The organism is Bacillus sp. FJAT-28004, assembly GCF_001280845.1.
In the GTDB taxonomy this organism is placed as follows: domain Bacteria; phylum Bacillota; class Bacilli; order Paenibacillales; family Paenibacillaceae; genus Pristimantibacillus.
Genome location: NZ_LGHP01000002.1, coordinates 546073 through 568824, shown reverse-complemented (window position 1 = coordinate 568824; position 22752 = coordinate 546073). Strand labels below are relative to the sequence as shown.

Genomic DNA, 22752 nt, shown 5'->3' with positions numbered 1-22752 from the left:
TTTACATCTGCCGAAGCATCGCTAACCTGCGGGGTTGTGACAGATGTGCCCCATTGCCCGACATGAACCTGATCCATCATCGAAAGCCAAACATGCCGGTAAATCCCGCTGCCCGAGTACCAACGGCTGCTCGGTTGCTTGTTGACGGCTTTGACAGCAATGACGTTCTCTTCCCCGTTAAATTTCAAGTAAGGGGTCAAATCGTATTCGAACGAAATGTATCCATTCGGGCGATTGCCAAGAACTTGTCCGTTTATATACACCGTACTGTCCATATAGACGCCGTCGAAAGTTATGGTTACTTTTTTATCAGCCGCTTCTTCCGGCATCGTGAATGATTTCCGGTACCATCCGGTTCCGCCATCCAAGAACGCTGCGTTCCCGCCAGCAGCTGATTCTCTATTAAAATCCAGTTCAATACTCCAATCATGAGGAACGTCCAATGTTCTCCAGGATGAATCATCAAAATCGGAGGCTTGCGCACCAGCCACATTACCCAGATTAAATTTCCAGTCGGAATCGAAGCTTTGTTTTCTTTCATTATCGTTTAAATTCACATTTGTTATTAGATCTGCAGCATGAGCCGATTCAACCAGTCTATCGGGAGTTACCGCAAAAGGTCCAATTAACAAGGAACATACAGTTGCTATCGTTAATACTTTTCTAATCACTCTACCCACTCCTAAGTCATAATGAAGTTCTTAACTTACCATCTCATTCATGTCTCCCGGAACGCTTGATCTTACCTCCGCCTCCGTTTATGTACGAAACATATATTTCATCCTCCTTTATCGGCAGCTTCTTTGAATTTGGAATAAAAAAACATTTAAGCGCTTTCAAACCGATTATAAAAGGGATTCAGCTCTAAAAGAATGATATATTCTACAATTCATCCCTCATTTTTTATCCAGTAGATGATATGAGTTTTACAGACTCCGCAAGAGCACGCCAGCAGAGCTGAAATGAGTAGTCGTGATTAAGTGATTAAAAGCGGGATTGAAATAAATAAAATAAAAAACAGCAGTCCAGAACACTTTTACGTTGTTCCAGACTGCTAACATGTCCCATTCAAAATTCCCAAAGCAAAGCAAGGTGCACGATGCAACAATCATCGCACCATGCACCTAGCATCGCCATTCGTTCCTGAATGATTTACTCCATTATTTTTCTGGCCACGAACGCAAGATCGACAATATCGATTTTGCCATCGCCGTTTACGTCTGCTTGTTTGACTTTCTCCCAATCCTCGCTGGAAGTTGTTTTACCGTAATTTGCTGCAACGATGCCAAGATCACCGATGCTTATTTTATTGTCGTGGTTGATATCGCCTGGAACTACCGGAGGCAGCGTTGCAATGCTCACGTTGACCGTAGAAGCTTGCGCCTTCACTTCCACTCCCTGCGCATCGCTCAGCGTTGCGTCGGTTACAGCAATCGTTCCYGTCKCCGGCTGCGAAAYAGCTTTGGCTTTAAACTTCAGCTCAAGAATCTCGGCATCGCCTGTCACAGCCTTGCCGTCCCCTTCGCTTGCGAGAATAAACCGAAGTTTGCCAAGCTTGTCCTTCTCCGTTTCTACAAGCAGAACCCCGTCTTTCACGGATCGGGCCGAGACGAATTCAAATACGTTCGAATCGTAGTCCATCTTAATATCATTTGCGTATACGCTTTGCGTGACGCTGCTCAGACCCATCTGTACCGTGAATTCCTCGCCGGTTTGAACGGTGCTTGCTGCGGTTAACGTCGTTAAAGCGTTTGGCGTGACATCGTCTTTCTGTACCGTAATTTTGCTTACCGCTGTAAAATTGCCGTTTACAGTGGTGACCGTAATGTCCGCCACTCCCGCTTTCAAGGCGGTTACCACTGTTTTGCCGTCCTTGACCTCCACTTTGGCGACGGTTTCGTCACTGCTCGACCATATTACATTCTTATTCGTTGCGTTCTCAGGAAGCACTGCTGCAACCAATTCTGCAGTTTGCCCTTCTTTTAGCGAGACTTGCGGTTTATCCAGCTGCACGCCGGTTACGGGCACCTCGATAATGCGATAAACATTCATTTCAGCTGCAGATGCCCAGCCGCTTATCCCTTCGGTTGCTTCCAGTTTGATGAAGGACGCTTTCGTTACCGGGAACGCCGCTGTTTTCTCCTTGGTGTCATTAGCCCAGGTTCCGTCGGCGACTTTGGTAAACTCGACGCCATCCGTACTCACATAGACATTGTAGGCTGTAATCATACCGTTCGTTGCCTCGCCTTGTGCTTGTCTAGGGAGAACCTTGATTTTATTCACGTCGTACGAACCGCCAAGATTCAATGTGATCGATTGCGGCAGCTTATCAGACAAATTCCACTTCGTATGCCATATGGTTTTTGAATTTCCATCGAGCACCATGGAAGCTCTGTTATTCGCACTCGTCAATTCCTCACTTGTTGCCGATGCCGTCATCTGCGACTGAGGTATGACGGCGGTCATCACAGGCGATGTCGTATCCTGCACAATAAAATGAATCGTGTAAGTTTGCGTTTTGGCACCATCCTCCGAAGTCACGACGATTGTGGCCTTGCCCGGAATTTCACTCGGGTTAGTGACCTCAACCTGGGTGAAGACATCGGACGATGTAGCTTTGACGGACGGAAGCACTGCGGAAGACCATTGCATCTCATAGGTAGGCACGTCAGCTTGGAATCCGGCAAGAGGCTGTCCATTAATTTCAATTCCGCTCAACGTTGCGTCATTCCCCAATGCAATGCTTACGCCCATGACTTCCATTTCCGTAATCCCCAAACACATGCCAGGGGCGCTATTCATGTTCACTCTCACTTTCGATGTAGGAACAGGGTCAAAAGTGATCGTATTCTTCTTTTCTACAGGTGTTGCCGGTACATTCGTTCCATTGGTCACGTCGACCCATTTCTCCCCATCCCAAACCTGTACATTCATGGATGTCGGAGGAGCCGCACCTGCATCGGTGTATACATACATATTGACTTGATTGATCGTCTTGATTTGGCCAAAATCGATTTGTACCCAATCTGACGCTCTAGACTCAGGAACCCAGTTAGTCCACCGGTTTTTCGGTGAAGCCGTATAGGAAATAATACCATCGTTCAAAGCKCTCWCAGGATCAGAARRATKGGTATACGAYGCRCTTGCYTTCGGATACTCTCCTCCCKTATTCAAAGAGAYATTYMYWTGARCAGCYGGCSTCACCTTAACAGACGCAACCGCGGTCAGGTCTGTCCCTTCTATACGTCCTAATACCGTAAACTCTCCTTCAGACGCATACTTCGATGGATCAATCGCATCCCAGGTTACTTTGGTCAAGCGAAGTGATCCGTCCGTGTATTCCGCGTCAACCTTGCTTGGAAGTWCAGGCGCTATACCAACACCCGTTTTGACATTTACAGAGCCTACAACCTTTGTAATGCCTATGATCGATACGGTGGCAGACGCCTCGATGGACGTGTCTTGTACCGTGCCGCTGACTGTAAAGGTSCCTGTCTTCGCGTATTGTGCCGGATCAATCGATTTCCAAGCTACTTGAACCTGTCTTTGTGTCCCRTTTTTCTGGATCACGGTTACGCTCGAAGGCAGCTTTGGAGCAATGCCTGGTTTGGATTCAACAGTTAYCGGTTGAATGCCAATAATRTCCGTACTGAGTGGATCGATTTCGTCCACTGCAAATACTTTARCGCTATCCGGTGTCAAGGAGTAYCCCGTCGCAKTGACTACAATTTCTCCGGCGGTTTTGAACGGCTGAACGATGACYAACGCCTTGCCGCTAAACGCTTTRCGRCTTGATGCTTTATAGCGTTCCMAGCTKATGGMATTKCCRTTGTCCACRCCRACGATGGTTCCGCCAGTYACGYTAAARTTRATCAARTTGTCCGCRTTAGGAACCAGTGTKCCATTTGCATCTACAACATCGGCTTCAATAAAGACAAGGTCTTTGCCATCTGCCTTGATGACCGCTCGATCCGGCTTCAGCACCACCTTAGCAGGCTCGTCCGCTGTCTTCACTTCATCGGTTGCGACAACGACGCCATCTTTCTTGGCAACGGCCTTCAAGGTACCCGGTGTAAACGGAACATTCCATTGCAATTGCAGATCTCCAGCGGCAAATGTTTTCTCGCCGAGAGATTGATCGTTCAAGAACAGTTCTACGCTGTCCGCGTTGCTATAAGCAATTACCGGCATGGTGTCGCCCGCTTTCCAATTCCAGTGAGGCAGCACATGCACCATCGGCTTGCTTGTCCAGCGGCTTTGATAGAAATAATAGATATCTTTCGGGAATCCCGCCGTATCCACGATTCCAAAGTACGAACTCTTTGCAGGCCCATCGTCGTAATACGGAGTCGGTTCGCCGAGATAGTCAAAGCCGGTCCAAATAAATTGACCTGCTACAAAATCGCGATCAGCATCCAGCTTGTACGATTCTTTCGCGCTGAGTCCCCACCCGACCCAACTATTATCGTAAGAAGAAGTTTGAAGATCCGGATGTGTCAGTACATTCGTATCAATCGGCAGATGATAGACTCCGCGCGATCTGACCGCTGAGGCCGTTTCACTTCCATAAATCTTCCATTCAGGATGTTCCTTGTGATGCTCATCGTAAAGATATTCCGTGTAATTGTAGCCGACAATATCTAACTCGTTCGCAAATTGTTCCGTTTTCTCGTCAAACATCAGCGCAATGCCCATCGTAATCGGTCTTGTCGTATCGAATTCTTTAATCCATTTCTTTAGGTTTCGCACAGTTGTAACAGCGTCTGTTCTATTTTTAGTATCCCAGATCTCGTTGCCAAGGCTCCATGCGACAAGAGAAGGATGATTCCGGTCACGACGTACCATATCCTTGATGTCGGTTTCAGCCCACTTATCAAAGAAACGAGCATAATCGTACTGCTTCTTCGATTCTTTCCAGACGTCGAATGCTTCTTCAAAGACGATGAATCCCATCCGATCGTACAAATCGAGCAGTTCGGGAGCCGCCGGATTATGGGTGGTTCGAACCGCGTTTACGCCCATGTCTTTCAATATCTCCAGCTGTCTTTCCATTGCCCTGGTATTAACGGCAGCCCCTAACGCTCCCAAATCGTGATGCATGGAAACGCCCTGTAATTTCAGATGCTTCCCGTTCAGGAAAAATCCTTCGTTCGCATCAAACCTGAACGTTCTGACCCCAAAAGACGTTTGATACGTGTCGACGATGACCCCGTCTACTTTCACTTCCGTATCTGCCGTATAAAGATCAGGTGCATCGACGGACCATATCTTCGGATTGTCGACCGTTAGTGCCTGATCAAATTCGTTATGCCCGTTGGCGGCGATTGCTGCTTCAGATGCAAGTACGGCCTTCTGATCACCTTGATCATCCCGTATCGTAGTCGTTAATGTTACCTGCTTGCTTTCAGAGGTATCGTTCATGACCGTCGTTTTCACGTTTACATCTGCCGAAGCATCGCTAACCTGCGGGGTTGTGACAGATGTGCCCCATTGCCCGACATGAACCTGATCCATCATCGAAAGCCAAACATGACGGTAAATCCCGCTGCCCGAGTACCAACGGCTGCTCGGCTGTTGGTTGACGACTTTGACGGCAATAACGTTCTTCTCCCCATCGAATTTTAAGTAAGGGGTCAAATCGTATTCGAACGAAATGTATCCATTCGGGCGATTTCCAAGAACTTGACCGTTTATATACACCGTACTGTCCATAAAGACGCCGTCGAATGTAATGGTTACTTTTTTTCCAGCCGCTTCTTCCGGCATCGTGAATGATTTCCGGTACCACCCGGTTCCGCCATCCAAAAACGCTGCGTCCCTGCCGGCAGCGGAATCTTTATTAAAATCAAATTCAATACTCCAATCATGAGGAACGTCCAATGTTCTCCACGATGAATCAGTGAAATCGACGGCATGCGCATTAGCATCATTACCAAGATTAAATTTCCAGTCGGAATCGAAACTTTGTTTTCTTTCACCCTTTGAACTCACATTCGTTACTAGATCAGCAGCATGAGCCGATTCAACCAGTACATTGGAAGTTAGCGACATAGAGCCAAATAACATACAAATTATACTTGCTAACGTGATTACTTTTCTAAACACTTTACCCACTCCTAAGTCATGATGCAGTTCTGAACTACTTGAAATTTGATCCCGCTTTGTTGGTAGCTGCTCGGTATACACTGAATCTTGTTCAATTTTGGTCGGACATGATGGCACAATCATGTCTTCGAATTTTTAAGCGCTTCCAAAATGATTCTATAAGGAATTCAGGTCTAAATGAATGATCTATTTTGTAATTTACCCCTCATTTTCTATCCAATTCTCTCAATCTAGCAGGGAACTCCGATTTCTTCTCCGTATTGTCGTTAGCCCATGTTCCATCCGACACTTTCGTGAAGTTTGTTCCGTCCATGCTTACATATACGATCAACCAAATCCCCTAAGACATACAATTCTTGACTAAAAAAAGGCCAGCCAGCAATCGCTGGTTGGCCTTTTCTGTTAGGAACTTCCATCTGGAGACTATCTTTGATTTGTTTTCATTTCTGCACCTAAACCGATACTTTCCCTATACACCTTCGGGCTTACACCCGTGGCCTTCTTAAATACTCGGCTGAAGTGCTCCGAACTCATATAACCGATCTTTTCAGACAGTTCGTTGATTTTATAGCCCTTTTTTAATAACCGTTTAGACTCTTCGATACGCAAATTCGTTACATATTGAATGAAGCTCTCTCCGACAAACTTCATAAATATCCTGCTTAAATAATTTTCGCTTACCCCAACCCATTTGCTAACCATACCTAGACTCAATTCTTCACAATAATGCTGATGAATGAATTCTATCGCCTTCTCAACTATATGATAGGGCGTATTTGCTTTTTGGCTTTGCTCATGAATAAAACGGTAAATATCCGAACAAACCTGCTTGATCCATTGTAAGGTATCGTCAAGAGTATAAAATTCTTTCAACTGTTCAAAGGGATGACTTTGGTCAAACACTCTCCCCCATCGAACCTCTTGAGTGTACAGTAATGAGCCCAGCTCCCAGAGGAAATCGGTTAGGATCAGCCTGGTTTCATGAACTTCAAATCTTGCTTTTTTTTTCAACAGATTCGCATATTGGTCAAATTCAGGCTCCCACAACGGTTCATTCTCCTGCTCAAGCAAACGTACAATTTCAATCCCTTTAGCTTTTAGCATAATCCACAGACTAACGCTAGTTTCCTGGAATAATTTTTTTTCGCTCTCTGGATAAAAGAACCTGTCATAGCCTTCAAAAAAACACAAAGAAACGAGGCTTCGCGCCTGATTCATTAGCTTTTGCCAATGCATTCTTCCATCAACGGTTTCACTAATTCCTATTGCTACACGGACATTCATATAATGCTCAAGTCTTGTTTTGATCAAGGTGAGCGTAATGTGAATGCGTTCACGAATCGCTGTTTCACTTCGGAGCTGCGGAACCGTTAACAGGATGAGAATTTCATTCGCTTCCTCACAATAAATGATATGCTTCAATAACGCTGAGTCCATCTCTGTTTTAATCGTCTGCTTTATCGCCTTCTTCGAAATCATCTCAGCAGAGCTTGAAATCGACACCGCAACGGCTACTTGATTGATCTCACCTAGCCAATTGCACACTTCATAAACGATTCCGGAATACTCCTTAACATTAGATTGGATATCTAAAGTGAGAAGCCGGGCGATATCTCTGTCTGGACCTCCTTTTTCTTTCGCTTGATTTTGCAAATCATGCGAGGCACCAAGCTTTTTTAACTTTTGCACGGCTTTTTGCAGAACAGGCAGAAAGTTCTCCTCGTCCATATCTACCTTTACAATATAATCAAAGGCTCCAAGTAAAAAGGCTTCACGAACATACCTATAATCACTGTATGCGCTTAGGATAATTGGAATTGGCTTTTTCATTGAATCTATGGTTTGAATCGAACGTAACAGTTCAATTCCCTTCATTTTAGGCATCTGAATATCAACGATCAAAATATCGATATCCTTACGCTCTTGCAATATAGCCAAAGCTTCCGCTCCATCATTAGCTTCAGCTGCAATCTCCATATCCAGTTCTTCCCATAAAATCATTTGGTGCATAGCCAGTCGCACAAGAGGCTCATCGTCTACAATCATAACTTTATACAAGCATCCTTCATCTCCAATGGAAGATTTCAACCTAGTCTAATTACCCTTTAATCGCGCCATATTAGCTGGATTCGATGGCCTTTTTCCATTTATTGTTCAAATTAGCTTCTATCTTGTCTATAGACTTACCGGAAAATATTTCTTGAGCTACAATTGTAGGGTCATATTGAGCGGCAGCTTTAACCTTGTTATACATTTCATCGCTCGCATTATACACAAACAGTTCGAAAGGTGACTTCTCTGCTTCTTTTGCAAAGAAAGAATTATCGCTTTCTACGGTGCTCATGGTAGATATTTGCTTACTATTATTAATATAAGCTCCATAAACCGGCTGACTGAAAATCCATTGCAAGAATGCTTTTGCTTCTTCAAGGTTTTCCGAGTTTTTACTAATGCCAACATGCATATCCGATAGCGTCATCGATGTTAGCGGTTCGCTTTCACTGCTTCTCCAAGGCATAACAAACGCACCAAGATCATCTTCCGATTTCACTTTATCCATATATCCGTGATAGTACCATTGACCGAGAGCAGTCATTGCAGCTTTCTTAGCTTCAAATGCTTGTGTTTGCTGATCGAAAGAAATGGACAACGGATCCGGACCTGCTAGTTTTTTGGCTGAAATTTCCTGAAGAAACTTTGCAGCCTTGTCAAAGGACGAGTCAGCCTTGAAAGGCGCTTCGTTATTCGGAAGATTCGTCAAGAAGCTTTCGTCTCCGGACAGCACATGCGGTCCGAATTCCATGAACGGATAAGATGTCCAGCTATCTTTCATACCAAGGGAAAGCGGAATGTATTTCCCGTCTGCCTTGATTTTTTCACATAAAGCTATGAATTCAGGCATTGTTTTAGGAATCTCCAAACCTAGCTCTTTAAAAATACTTGGGTGGTAATAGACCACTTCGTAAAAAGAAATCAAAGGAAGGCCCAGCGTTTTACCGTCAATTTTCGTTATGAATTTATTGTCCTTCGTTACTTGCAAATCATCCAACGGCTCTAAATCTTGTTTATACACTTGTAACGCAGCCGGTTTCATATAGAACACATCCGGCAAATCATTTGCCGCAAGATTAACCTTCAAATATTGCCCTTTATTATCCGGTACTTTGAGTACCTCAACATCTACATTCGGTTTCAACTGCTTATACTCTTTGACCTTCTCAGTCCAGAAATCGATATCCCCTTGCGCTTCCCACATGGCAAATTTTAGCTTGACTGGTTCTTGCAAAATCTGTCTAGCTGTCGGAGCTGGTTCTGGTGTAGATGTTTTTTTTGTTCCGCAGCCCGACATCACGCTTGCAATGACTAACGAAACTAACCCTAGTGAAGCCAACCATTTTCTCTTACTCAATTGAAGCCCCTCATCACATTAGATAATTGCAAGGTTGTGTTTAACCTGTTATCAGCATACAATCATTGAAAACGCAAAAACATGATAGAATCTAACACAAACATGATATTTTCTACACCTTTCAAACCCCATGGTTTAAAGATCATAATCCTGTGATCTCGTTGTTAGGAGTGGCACACGAATCACAAATTTAGTACCTTCCGGTTCATTCGGTTGTATCGTTAAACCAAAGTGCATACCATATTGCAATTGGATACGACGATTCACATTGGAGATCCCCATGCCGCTGAACTTGTTCTCTTGATTCCAATTCTGGAGTTGTTCATTCTCCATTCCTACTCCATTGTCTGCGATTTCGATTTGCAACCTCCCCTCGATAATGGATGTATTCACCCAGATCTGTCCGTCTACATCCTTCTCATCCAACCCATGCACAATACAGTTTTCCACGATTGGCTGCAGCAGCAGCTTCAGTATGTAAAGAGAAGACGTTTCTTCCGCTACATTCCACACGACACATATTTTCTTTCCAAACCTGTTTTCCATAATGTAAAGATAATGCTTTAAATTCTCAATTTCCTCCGAGAGCTGATTAAGGGTACTCCCCCGATTAAAAGAAGAAGAAACCAGCTTCATTAACGCGACGGTAATATTACGTATATTGTCTACCTTATTAACAAGCGCAATAAGCTTGATTACATTTAGTGTATTAATTAGAAAATGAGGATTAATCTGTGACTGCAGCGCGTCGAATTCTGCGATTCGTTTGGCTCTTTCTTCTTCCTTATTTCGCAAAATTAATAGATGAATATGATCCAGCATATAGTTAAAAGTATTTCCAAGCATCACCATCTCGGCGCTCCCCAATGCGGCAATCCTGGTATTCAAGTTCCCTCCCACAACTCTTGTCATTTTACTGACCATCAGATAAATAGGCTTCGTCAGACTGCGTACCATAAAAAATGAGATCATCAAAAACACACAGGTACAGACAATCGTGAAAATGATAACCGCTCTGAAAATTTGATCGTAGGTTTGCGTAAGCTGGCTGTAAGGAATTTGGTGAATCACCTTCCACCCTGTATTCCGAACGGTTGCATAAGTGACCAGCACCTTCTTATTGTCTACTTCGGAAATAAAATCCCCTTCCAGATCGTTGTTCACTTTCTCAAATAAAGACTCATCCACACGGTCGATATGGGATAATCCATAGCTTGAAGCAATGACTTGTCTATTGTTATCTACGATTAGAAAATCAGAATCAGCGGTATGATTGCTGGTTCCTCGTAATAAGTTTTCAAATGAGCTGCGATTGAAAGCACAGTAGATCAACTCGACGGTTTGTAGTCCTGGTATGAACTCGGGTGAAACAGCTGCGGTAATGACATAAGGCTTCCCGCTATCGAATAATACATTTTTTTGCAAGCCAATAAATTGAACCTTATTAGAGCCTGAAAGCGTCTTTGCATACCACTCCGTTTGATGGATTGCATGTGGTTCATCTATCAAGTTTCGATTATAAGAGAAGACCTCTCCTTTCTTGAAAAAGAAGCTTACCGAAAGGATGTAGTTATTGATCGAAGCATTATACCGATTCAATGCTGAATTCAAAAAATCAATGTGTATTTGACTATTGGCGCTATCTGCTTGCCGCATCTGTGTAGCGTTATTCAAAATTTCTTGATCCGAGCTAATGTTGGCCGTGATATACATCACTTTCTTAATTTCCTGTTCAGCTGTGTTGGTGATAGAATGTAAAGTTTGCAAGGTTCGATTAGAGGTTTGCGCTAACAAATCATGCTTATACACATCTAGAATGATAGTGGATAACGTTGTCAAAGGTCCGACCACCATGACAATAAGAAGAAGATTAAGGATTGTCGAGATTTTCCATGGTTTTCTCAAAATGCTCATCTGCTTAAACCTCGTCCTATTCAAATTCTTAAAGCAAAGCTAGGTGCACGATGCAATCAGACGGCCCCCGCCAGATTCCACAAACCCTATTTCTATATAAAGGCCGATGTATCTCTATCCTACATCTTCGTCCTTACAGAATGAACTACAAAAAGTTTAGAAATCTCTAAATTTTATATAAATCACTCACTATAAATTCAGATTTCACTAAAAAATGACAAAAAATTTCCCGAAACCTTTGAAAACGCCAATCTTCGATGCAACGTGCGAAACAGTCTTTCTCGACTGTTTAACGTGTACCACGACGGCAATAGTGATGCAGGGCAGGTGCTGGCAACGTTTGATATTGACATTTGTTTTTACACTATCCCTTTATTTTGTGTAACGGTTTCTGCTTGTTTCTCTTGCTCCATTTCAAGCAATTTTGAAACTCCTAGCAGTACCGAAGTATCTGGATCCTCCGCAACGACAAACCGGACATTTCCCCAAGGCGTCCACGCACACTTAAGAACTTGTTCCTGGATCAATGGTACAATGTCTGCCTGAGATTTCATAAACTCTCCGCTTAATATGACGATTTCCGGTTCGTAAGCATGGATAAGATTCACAATGCCGGTGTTCCAATGCGGAAATAAGCTTTTAAATGTATCGATGCCTGCTCCATCACTTTTCTTGACCGCTTCTAGGTCGGTCCCAAAATAGCCCCCCAATATACCGGTTTGAAGCTGGCGGCCGCGCAAAATTTGACCGTTCATCATGGCTGCCGTACCGATACTGGTTCCGAAAGTCATCAGGACGGCATCCGTTTCACCATTCGCCACGCCAAAGGAGGCTTCAACGATCAGCGCGGCGCGGGCGTCATTTTCTAGAATACAAGGCAATGCCAATGCTCCTTCAAACCACTCTTGAATAGGAAACCCTACAGCATCCGAATATTTATCGTTGATCGATAATTTGGTACGGCTTGCTGCATCTACCACTCCCGACATTGCTATCCCGATCCCCATACATTCGGAAAGGGAAAACTGGTTATCGGAAAGTAATTTGTAGATGGATCCTATTACGCCCGATAGACGCCCTAACAGCCCACCTTGCGACAAGGCTGGTATTCTCGTTCTTGAGATAACTGTCCCATTGTGGACCAAACCGATTTTGATGTTCGTCACCCCAAAGTCGAGCGCTATGTTCATACAGCCTCCGCCCTCCTTTCTTAAGCTAATAGACTAGTTCACCAGTCACTCTCGGCTCTTGCATGTTTCATGTATAGATCATAGGTTGCGAAGTAGCCCCGCTATCAGTGCAGCCCTGACAGGAAGCTGATCGATTTCAACAATCGTCTACCTCTTTGCTTCTATAATCAAGTTCCGTTTTGGCTTTCTCTGAACGATAGAAGTCAAGTGCGTTATCGGCATCGAATAAGGAGTTACCATAAGACAGAAGAAACAACTCTTTATTCCTTCCAGCATTACGCATTTCACTAAACTTCGAACGTTCCATAAGCTCTAAGTTCACTTTAATGCCAACTTTACCCAGCATAGCTTGGATCATCTCAGCAACTTCTTTATCCTTCGTATAAACTACAATAGTTGCTAACAAAGTAATCGTTAACCCGTTAGCATATCCTGCTTCCTTCAACAGTTGCATAGCTTTCTCCGGATTATACAAAGAAGTATTAAAAAGGGATGGATCCGCCGTCGCTAATCCTTTCGAGTTTCGAACAGTAAGTAATCCAACACGGTTGGAGGTGGATTTTCTACAATAGTCATTAATTTACCGTCAGATTTTTAACTATCGCGTACGGAATTATACCTCGTATGATCGGTTTAAACCCATCTGCAAAGACAGGTTGCAGTTTGATCAATTCGACTTCCTACCGTAGGTAACTTTATAATCAACGAACAAGTACCCCTGTAAACTCAGGGGTACTTGATTGTTGTATTCTGTAACTTCTTTACACTTTACTTGATCATAATATAATATAGGATCTGAACAAATTCCGCTCTGGTTGCTTTATCTACCGGTAAGATGTTACCGTTTGATCCGGATATAACTCCGGTCTTTACAAACAATGTCATTGCATCATTTGCATAAGCAGCAACCGTTCCTGCATCTTTAAAGTCTTTCAATTCTTTTGCAATAGTTCCGGTTGGCAATTCATTAATGCTCTTAAGCGTATTGTACGTCAATACAAACATTTCCTGCCTTGTAACCTCTTTTTTAGGTGCAAACATGTTGCTGCCTACACCGCTTGTTAATCCCAACCTCTTTGCTGCTGCTAGATAGCCAGTATAGTATGTGTTTCCTGCGTCACTGAAATTGTTTTCAGCGTTTTCATCAGGATTGATACCAAAAGCTTTCATTATCATAACCAGACATTGTGCTCTGGTTACTTTGTTTTCGACACCAAAGTTTCCATTGCTTACTCCGCTTGTTATGCCTCTTGCTGCTGCAAAGCTTACTGCATCGTTGTACCATGCACTGATTGCTACATCGTTAAAGTCCACCTTGTTGTATCCTACAGCATACTTTGAGAAATGAGGTGTCTTGAAGGTTATAGTCTTGCTCGCCGGGTCATACTTGCAACTTCTAAGTATTTCATACTTATCTGCAGTATTGATATAGTATGCTACTATTGCATTTGGATTTTCGCCGACCTTAAGTGTATAAGGTATTGTTACTGTTACATTTCCGCCAAACTGTGATATAGTCTTGTCTCCGCTGTTAATATCAAAATTCACAACAGGTCTGTCTCCAACCTTGTTTTGAACTTCTGCCGGCAATGTTGATGTTTCAACCTTCGCTGCAGTTATTGTAATAGTTCCTGTTGCCTGTTTGGAGATGCTTGATGCTGTTTTTTCATCAAAGGTCATTGTTCCGATTGGCGTAGATATTATCAGAAAATCCGCTTTACTATCTATGAACTTTGTTAAGGATTCACTTGATAAAGCAACCTCAACTGCTTTAGCATCTGCTGGAGCAGTTACATCTAGTTTGATTGCTATGGCTGTATTTGCACCCTGTTTAGCAGCTTCGGTTACTGCCTTTGTTATAGCTCCAGTTATCTGAGTTTCAAGTATTTTAGAAACAGCTGTTCCGTTTGATCTAATTGCAGCTTTGACAGAAGTAGCAGTTGTTACCTGACCTCCATAAACAGTTGATTCATAAACTGGTTCTGTCGTACCCGTACCGCTTCCTGAACCTGATGGAGGTGTAACTGGTGTCGCCGCTGCTACTATCACTTCAATACTTGTGGTCAACGGAATACTATTTGTATTTACTACTCCTTCAGGCAATATTACTGTTCCATTTACTATAAATATCTGTTCTGTCTTTACTGCAGGATCGTAACTTGCTGAAGCTACATCCCATTCCACATCTGCATTCGTATTTCCGCTATCAGTTACTACTTCAACGGTAGCAGGCAATTCAAGAGCATCTGCTGTCTTTGCTGTTCCGTTTGGCAACCCGGTTATTGCTGTTGGTGTGGTTATGCTTACAAGTGCTTTTACAGGAATCAACTCAAATTCAGCTGTAATTGTTGCAATTTGTGCCGGCATTATAATTGTGGTTCCAATGATTACATCACCATTTATTCTCAAAGAACCTGTTTTTAGTTGATAACCCTCATTAGGTGTTACTGTCAGTGTTACAGTATCACCTTCTTTTGCGGTTGATTTATCAGCTGTTATTTTACCATTATCTATAGTACCAATTGTCACAGCGTAAGTTGTTTCAGCTACAGGTATCAACTCAAATTCAGCTGTGATTACTATATCAGAATCAGGAGTATTAAAAAGTGGAACATATGGATTGTATTGGGGATAAGTAGCTACAGCTTCATCTAAGCTAATAACTTTATCGTCATATGAATATTTTAGTGTTCCTTCTTTAACCTGATAACCTTCAGATGGAAGAAATCCTACAAGGAACACATCCCCTTTTACAAATTCAGTTCCGAAGTAAGGTTCAATTCTTCCATTTTTAATATTAGGATCAATAATTATTTTATGGATTTTTCCAAATGTTGCTGTTACAGTAACATTTTTTGCTGGCATTACAAATTGTTCTTCATTAATAGGAACATCACTAGTTCCATCATTATATTTAAGTGAACCTCTTACAAAGCCATAACCTTCTGCAGGTGTTACTGTCAGCTTTACCGTCTCACCTTCTGTATAAGAAGCTTGTTCGCTTTTAACTGTTCCGTTAACTATATTACTGTCTATAGTAACTGTTAAAGTTTTTACTACTATAATCGTTTTAGTAGCAAACTTTGTTGGATCAACTACAGATGTTGCTTTAATTATAATTTGCTCTGCTGCTTCCTTTTCGTTAATCATTAACAACCCGTTGTTAATTTTAGTATCTGCATTTTCAGCACCTTCAACAGTCCATGTCACTGTTGTTGCTGCATCATTTTTCACTTTTACATTAGAGGTAAATTGTTTGATACTACCGCTTTTAACTGATTCAATTGGGTCCGGAATTGTAACGCTAACTATTTTTGGAAGCAGTTCACTTACCACTAACACTTGTGCTGTTCCTGATTTTGTTGTATCAATAGTTGAAATTGCTTTAACTGTTAATATACCATTGACTGTTTCGTCAGCAGCAATATTTAGTACGCCATTACTAATAGTAGTATTCGTACTTGTATTACCATTCACTTCCCAAGTAACTGTATCATCTGCATTACCTGCAACTTCAGCTTTTAATGTTAGTGAAGTTCCAATTTTTCCATCTACATCGTTAGCTATAATGGATACAGAATCAACTTTTTGGTCTCCTTTCTCTACCAAATGACTTGCTGCATAATCAAGGTCAAACCTTGATTTCTCAAGTTCAATATTTGTAAAAATCTTTGTAGCTGACTCTGCATCACTGACAACCTTTTTTGTTTGTTCTAAAACATTACTAAAACGTGTAAAGCTATTAACTGAATACCGATTTTGAGTATATTTTGTTTCATATTCGTTAATTACTTCTTTAAGTCTTTGAATATTTTCAATACTACGAAGTGATAAAGCTGACTCTTCTAGAGCGACTCTCTTTACTTCTGCATCACTTGCTTTAACTTCTGTTGAAATTAATGCTTTAACATCATTTAAAGCTTTTGAAAATGGTTCCCATGTAGTAGAAATATAATCGGTTTCATTTAAATTGCTATAACGATTGACTAAATCTTTTAATGAAGTTTGGTCAACATTAAGCTCATCGGCTGCACCATAAGAATACTCAAATCTTCCTGAATCAGGTTTTCCAGATTGTTTTAGTTCATAATAAATTGTACCACCGTCTTTGGTTAGTGGAATTCCTTCCTGCCTTATGAAATCTTCTCCTTCTTGTACTGGATGGGAATGTAAAATTGGTGATTTTGAATCTGCTGATTCATAAATCTCCATATAAGTTCCAACATCTAATCCTTCCAAAGTAAGTACACCGTATTTACTGCGTGTTTGATTGCCTTTCAAAGAATGTTCCAACTTAATAGATGTTGGTGCTGTAATTGCCGTACCTGTTTCAGGAGCATATTCAACACTATAACGTAAACTTACCATTTCGTTTTCTTGTGTTGTGTAGTATAATCTGCCGCCTTCAGCTTTTAACTCTAAGTTTTCAATAGAAGCTACACCACGATGACGTTGTTTGTATCTTCCATCTGGCTGTACTGCTTTTACTTGAGCAATTGGAGTTTGTGCTGTTAAGCTGTCATATATTTTAACTAAACCTGTATTTTCAGCAAGTTTACCATCGCCAGCTATTGGCATTGCAACATTGTTAAATACGACAGAATCTTTGGCTCCAACATTATTTTTTACGGTTACATTACGATCTAGCAATGGTACACCATGAGGAGTATAAGCATTCTCATACAATTCAAATTCATAGATACGAATTGCGTGCCAAGGGCAGTTATCACTTTTCGTAACGTGAAGCTTAATATATCGTGCTTTAATAGGTGTATTAAGAACACGGTCTGTAACGTCTTGGCGATTTCCCACTACCTCGTCAACTTTTGTATATTTTAAATTTTTAATTCTACTCGCACTAGCAGATTCTTCAGGCTTTAAAATAGGCTGACCGTCATCTGCTGCATATTGCAAATCAAACGTATCCGTATTAAAATCTACACCTTCACCTGCTCCAGAAACATTAGCGTGCTTAACAACCCAACGGCTTATATCCATATCTTTACCTAAGTCTAAGTAAGCTGATGCATCTGTTTTCGTTGAAGCCCATTTACTGCTTGGAATAACACCATCGTTAATTTTGTTAATTCTACCACCCGGGTCAAAAGCGCCATCATCAACCGCCGGAACGTTCAGTGCAATATTTTTACCTTCTACACCTGGTTCTTCGAAACCATTCGTAACAGCTGCCCATTTAAAATTGAATGTTGTTGCTCCGCCTACTGTTCCATTTGCATTGTATGATGTAATTTCAAAACTAGTCTGTTGTTCATCACCATCTTTTAAGAATCTTCCTAAATAGAAAGCATCACTTGGTGTTGCACCTATGAATTCTTTTTTGCCATCGGCATGTAGACGATGAATGGTATATAAAGATGCATTAGCAGATTTCTCCCAATAAACTCTTGCTTCTGCTGTTGTGTCATTTACATATAATGACTCATCAAGTGTAATTGCAAATATTGCTGCTGGAGCAACTTCATTGGTTGTAATTGCAAGGCTTCCAATATTTATAGAATAATCCTTAACATCCGTCGTTGAATTTAGTTTCAATGATATTGCAATTGCTTTTTTATCGTGTTTGGATAAATTGATCGTAGAAGTTGTCCAACCATTCTTCTCTGTACCAGCAGGAACATTAAAGAATTCAAAATTATTATCGTTATACGTATCACCAAAGGCTAAACCAACAGACATATCGACTCCAGCATTAGGTGTTTTATACGTTATTCTTATCTTACTGTTATCTTTAATTTCTAGTTGTGAGCTGTATAATTTTATGTGGTTTGCTTTATTTGCATCTAGATTACCTGATAGCTTTAGTGATGAACCACCCCACCAAGCATCCTCATAATCAAATTTTGGAGTTAACTTAGAACCCTCACTATCAACAATCCAACGCCATGTTGGCATGATATCTGTTAGTGAACGGTTAAACCAACCGATTTCTTTACCGGTAACAACACCGTCTTCGTAGAATTTCTTACCATTACCAACTGTGAAGTTTGTTGCAAATTCATCACCTATAATGGGTGTCTGGTCTGCAATAAGACTTGAAAAACCAGGGAAAGCACCTTTAGCACGTGGAGTTCTTGGGTCAGATGTTGGACCTGTCCATAAGCGCGGGTCTTCATTATTCATAAAATCATCTATACTCTTAGAGCTTATAAGTGTTGAACCAGGGCCTAAAATACCAAGAGATGTTTTTAATTTCTTATCTGCTCCAAGTGCAAAAGAAACGTCGTCCCCTTTGTCAGTGTAAGGGAAATTTTCCCATGTAGCATGGATGTCAAAAGGACTTCTGCCAGCATTTATGGTTGACTTAATTGAATCATCAATGTCGTGCCAACTCATGTCAAGCCACCAGTCGTCATTTATTCTTTTTTCTCCATCTTGCAGCCAAGATTTTACATCAGAATCACCTAGGTAACCTTTACCATTATACCAAGTCATTGTGAAATTCTGCGGCTTTTTTTTCTCAATATACACAAGCATATCTTTAAGTTTTGCCATGCTTGCCACACTTGAACTTGACTCTTGGTTAATAACATAACCATCAAAACCATAGTATTGAGCAATTTCAATTAATTTATCTGCTGCAATAAAATTACCGTTAGCATCTTGTTCAACGAGTTCATCAATAAATCTACTGCCAAATTGATTGTCACCCCAAGGGATATGAATAGAACCGGTTGCCTTTACACCATTTCTATGAGCAGAGTCTATATGCTCTGGTGTTGGTATAGCAATCGGTCCTTCAGCTGATGAACCACCCCAATAATTATAATTATCAACGTATTGGAAATTTGTGAATGTATAAGCATATGAACCATCCCCGCCTTGCGATGGTCCCTGGCTAGAACGCGCACTTGTACCACCGAGAGGTATTATTGTTGCATCACGTGATGCATTTGGATTTACAGATGGACCCATCCATCTTTTTTGTAGTGGAACTGCACTCCTGTTATAACGTGCATCTGGGTCATTGTCTGGATTCCAGTTTTTTAATTCATCAATTTGGAAACATGCCCCATATGGTTGCAATGTTTCATTTTCATAATAGTACTCATTTGATATTGGCAATGGTTCAGGCCAATATCCTAAGTTAGCATGTACTGGTTGGTCATTAAACATAACAGTGGAAAACACACTTACGCCAAAAAGCACACCATACATTGCCTTCTTAATAACATTTTTTTTCATTGTCATCTCTCCTGGTTAATCTACTTTGTAAGCTTTTTTGGGTCAGTTTCCAGCCCCTCGCTGGTTGAAAGACACCATTTAATTTTCCATCTTTCCGGAATGTCTCCGGACAATGGAACTTAGGATCCGTTCGGGGAAATTCTTCTTCTCCTGTAGCACAGTCTACTTTTAAAGTCTGTTTCTCCGGTACTCGCTCGAACTGCTTACCCGCTGGAGGCATCCCGGAGAGTCTATTCCCTGAATGCATCCTGCCATATACATGCACAAGGATCCGGCACTCTAAGAACGGAAGGCCAAAGTGTTCACCATCAATCCAAAGCTCATCAGCAAGTTGGAAGCGCTTCCCGACTTGGACAAGACAATAGTCTCGACGCCTGGGTAATCGGACCGTCTCCGCTTCGGCAGACTGACGACGACCATCTACCTTGTACTGGGCACATCCATCCAGATGATCTGCAACATTCAAGCTCAGCTCAAAAATTTGGACAAGGCCATCACGCGCATTCTAGACGCATCGCCGGCTCCAAGTGCCTTCTCTCCGTTCCCGGCATAGACAAGGTCTACGCCGCGGGTATTCTCGCCGAGATTGGCGATGGGGATATATTTATAGTATCTCATGAAAGCACTTTCAAATAGGCGACAAAGTAAATAATCCATGTCCAAACTAAAGAAAAAGAAGACTCCTCTAAGCTATAATTGTATCAAGTGAAGGCTTATATTTATCCTGCTCCAACTCACTTAATATACCTTGGGATACACCATTCATATTAGCAAATTCAACTTGACTGATTTTGACTCAAGGAACACATTGAACCTTTCAAAAAAGCACAAAGTAACGAGGCTTCGCGCCTGATTCATTAACCTTTTCCAATGTTTTCTCCCATCAACGATATCGCTAATTCCCATTGCTGCATGGACATATATATACTGCTCAAATCTGGTTTTGGTCAAGGAGAGCGTAGTGTGAATACGTTCACGAATCGCTGATTCACTTCTGAGCTTTGGAACCGTTAACAGGATGAATATTTCGTTATCGTCCTCACAATATACGATATGCTTCAATAACGCCGAGTCCATCTCTGTTTTAATCGTCTGCTTAATCGCCTTCTTCGAAATCATCTCCACTGAGCTTGAAATCGACAAGGCAACGACTACTTGATTGATCTCGCCCAGCCAATCGCACACTTCAGAAACGATTCCGGAATACTCCATACCATTAGATTGGATATCTAAAGTGAGAAGCCGGGCGATATCTCTGTCTGGATCTCCTTTTTCTTTCGCTTATGGTAATCGACCAACAGTCTGAACTTTTACTCCGGTTAACTCGGCAATTTCACTTTCGTTAGGAACGATGTAATCCACCATGCTTAACAATTCATCGGACAACTGCTGAGCAGGTGCGTGATCGTTCAGGACGGGTATGTTATGGCGCTTGGCGATGGCTGCCGCTTCCATTACGGTTTCTATCGGTATTTCCAGTTGAACCATCAACAGCTTCGCTTGTTTGATAACATCTTCATGCTTTCGTATATCTCCGGCGTTATCCATTGATTGGCACCGGGAGCGACAATGATGCTGTTTTCACCTTCTTGATCGACCGATATTTGTGCGATACCGGTTGAATGCTGCGGCATTTTTTCGATACCCGATACATCAACCCCGACTTGCTGCAGATGGGTTAAAAGCTGGTTACTCCCCCCCATTTGAATCTCTGTTATAGTGCTTTATTCCGTACTCCTACTTTCGCTCTCTTTACTTTTTCAAGGAGGACTCCACCTTAATCTCCCCGCTGGCCAGCTTGCTCTCAAGATCTTTCATCTTTTCCTTGATTTCATGGGGAACGTACTTCTCATACAGCTCGTCCCTGGCAATCCCGATTCCGCTCTCCTCTACGCCCAGCACTTCCATCGTACCAAAAGGCAGCGAACCGCCGCGGTATATGCTTAATGCGCGGAATATTGATTCGTCTATATTTTTAAGCATGGAGGTAAGTACGCTGCCCGGATATAACGGATTTTGATTACTGTCGACCCCGATGGTGTACTTCCCTGCTTCGTCTCCTGCTTTTAGCAGCCCGAATCCCGCGCTGCCGGCTACATTGTAAATAATGTCGACCTTCTGCGTTAAGTACTGCGTCTTCGCCAAATCTTTTGCCTTTTTTTGGTTCACAAAATCGCCGACGTAGGACGTTACCACTTGCACTTCCGGATCGATATACGCAGCTCCCTGCTCGTATCCGGACTTGAACTCATGATTGATTCTGTCGTCGATACCTCCGATGAAGCCAATCCTCTTCTCAGGATTGGCCCCCTTTAGCTCCGGGGCTGTTGTGACCATTGCAGCGAATGCACCCGCAAGAAAGGAGCCTTCTCTTTGCGTAAAGATCATTGCGTACACATTCGGAATTCCTTGAATAGTATCGTCGTAAAACACAAACCGCTGCTGCGGATAACGGCCCGCCAGCTTTCGAACGATCTCCCTCATCTGCGTCGTGCCGACTACGATGATGTCGTATTGGCCTGAGGCCGTAAGTTTCTCAAGTCCGGACGACCATGCAGCCGGATCCATGCCGCCTTCCATGCTCGTCGTTTCGAAACCATATACGTCCTGGGCTTTTTTCAGTCCTCGTTCGACCGAGTCAAAAAAAGCCTTATCTCCCAGCTTGCCGTTGACAAAATGTGCGACTTTGATGTTTTCCCCATGAGCGGGCGTCTTAACCGAAGTATCGGCTTTTGCCGAATCATGCAGCTTTACAGGCGTCGAAGCGATGCCGCCGCACCCGGCCAGCCCACATAAGAAAAGAGCGGCCATTAAGAACGGTAGTCCTTGTTTTCGTCTCATTCCCGCATCCCTCCTTAGTTGTGCCCCGTCTGGTTCACCTCATCATTTTGCGCTTCGCAAGCGGTTACAATACAAATTTATCACGCTTCC

14 protein-coding genes are annotated in these 22752 nt (G+C 42.3%); all 14 read right to left on the bottom strand.

Annotated elements, in window-relative coordinates; all coding sequences use genetic code 11:
• Nucleotides 1–671: sugar-binding domain-containing protein (locus tag AC787_RS24545; RefSeq protein WP_414730996.1), on the bottom strand; the 671-nt coding region annotated here is incomplete at its 3' end.
• A gap of 481 nt (nt 672–1152) precedes the next feature.
• Complete coding sequence (locus AC787_RS24540; protein WP_054027595.1) at nt 1153–6105, bottom strand: discoidin domain-containing protein; 4953 nt, start codon at nt 6103–6105, stop codon at nt 1153–1155.
• A 205-nt stretch (nt 6106–6310) separates the two neighbouring features.
• Nucleotides 6311–6436, bottom strand: coding sequence for a hypothetical protein (locus AC787_RS35115; RefSeq protein ID WP_268760205.1), 126 nt, complete (start codon nt 6434–6436; stop codon nt 6311–6313).
• A gap of 92 nt (nt 6437–6528) precedes the next feature.
• The gene (locus AC787_RS24535; protein WP_054027594.1) at nt 6529–8163 is read right to left on the bottom strand and encodes a response regulator; all 1635 of its coding nucleotides are present in this window, start codon (nt 8161–8163) and stop codon (nt 6529–6531) included.
• Between the two features lie 61 nt (nt 8164–8224).
• Nucleotides 8225–9514 (bottom strand): ABC transporter substrate-binding protein, encoded by a 1290-nt coding sequence (locus tag AC787_RS24530; protein WP_152970741.1) that lies wholly within the window; start codon nt 9512–9514, stop codon nt 8225–8227.
• Between the two features lie 135 nt (nt 9515–9649).
• Nucleotides 9650–11428 (bottom strand): sensor histidine kinase, encoded by a 1779-nt coding sequence (locus AC787_RS24525; RefSeq protein ID WP_054027592.1) that lies wholly within the window; start codon nt 11426–11428, stop codon nt 9650–9652.
• A 359-nt stretch (nt 11429–11787) separates the two neighbouring features.
• Nucleotides 11788–12618 carry an ROK family protein gene (locus AC787_RS24520; protein WP_054027591.1) on the bottom strand — a complete coding sequence of 277 codons (831 nt, stop codon included), beginning with the start codon at nt 12616–12618 and terminating at the stop codon, nt 11788–11790.
• Nucleotides 12619–12754: 136 nt separating this feature from the next.
• Nucleotides 12755–13198 (bottom strand): ABC transporter substrate-binding protein, encoded by a 444-nt coding sequence (locus AC787_RS24515; RefSeq protein WP_414731005.1) that lies wholly within the window; start codon nt 13196–13198, stop codon nt 12755–12757.
• 188 nt (nt 13199–13386) lie between these two features.
• Nucleotides 13387–19821, bottom strand: a complete 6435-nt coding sequence (locus AC787_RS24510) for an endo-beta-N-acetylglucosaminidase (RefSeq protein WP_054027589.1) — start codon at nt 19819–19821, stop codon at nt 13387–13389.
• Nucleotides 19822–20506: 685 nt separating this feature from the next.
• On the bottom strand, nt 20507–20587 hold the full coding sequence (locus tag AC787_RS33850; protein ID WP_152970775.1) for a helix-turn-helix transcriptional regulator: 81 nt from the start codon (nt 20585–20587) through the stop codon (nt 20507–20509).
• Entirely contained in the window at nt 20584–21033 is a 450-nt protein-coding gene (locus AC787_RS24495; protein WP_054027586.1) for a hypothetical protein, read from the bottom strand. The genes AC787_RS33850 and AC787_RS24495 overlap by 4 nt, the downstream gene beginning before the upstream one ends.
• 69 nt (nt 21034–21102) lie before the next feature.
• Nucleotides 21103–21369: a PfkB family carbohydrate kinase gene (locus AC787_RS24490; protein WP_082361097.1), complete on the bottom strand. Its 267-nt coding sequence runs from the start codon at nt 21367–21369 to the stop codon at nt 21103–21105.
• On the bottom strand, nt 21309–21455 hold the full coding sequence (locus tag AC787_RS35440; RefSeq protein WP_414731004.1) for a hypothetical protein: 147 nt from the start codon (nt 21453–21455) through the stop codon (nt 21309–21311). The genes AC787_RS24490 and AC787_RS35440 overlap by 61 nt, the downstream gene beginning before the upstream one ends.
• 118 nt (nt 21456–21573) lie before the next feature.
• Nucleotides 21574–22662, bottom strand: a complete 1089-nt coding sequence (locus AC787_RS24480) for a BMP family lipoprotein (RefSeq protein WP_054027583.1) — start codon at nt 22660–22662, stop codon at nt 21574–21576.
• Nucleotides 22663–22752: the final 90 nt, after the last annotated feature.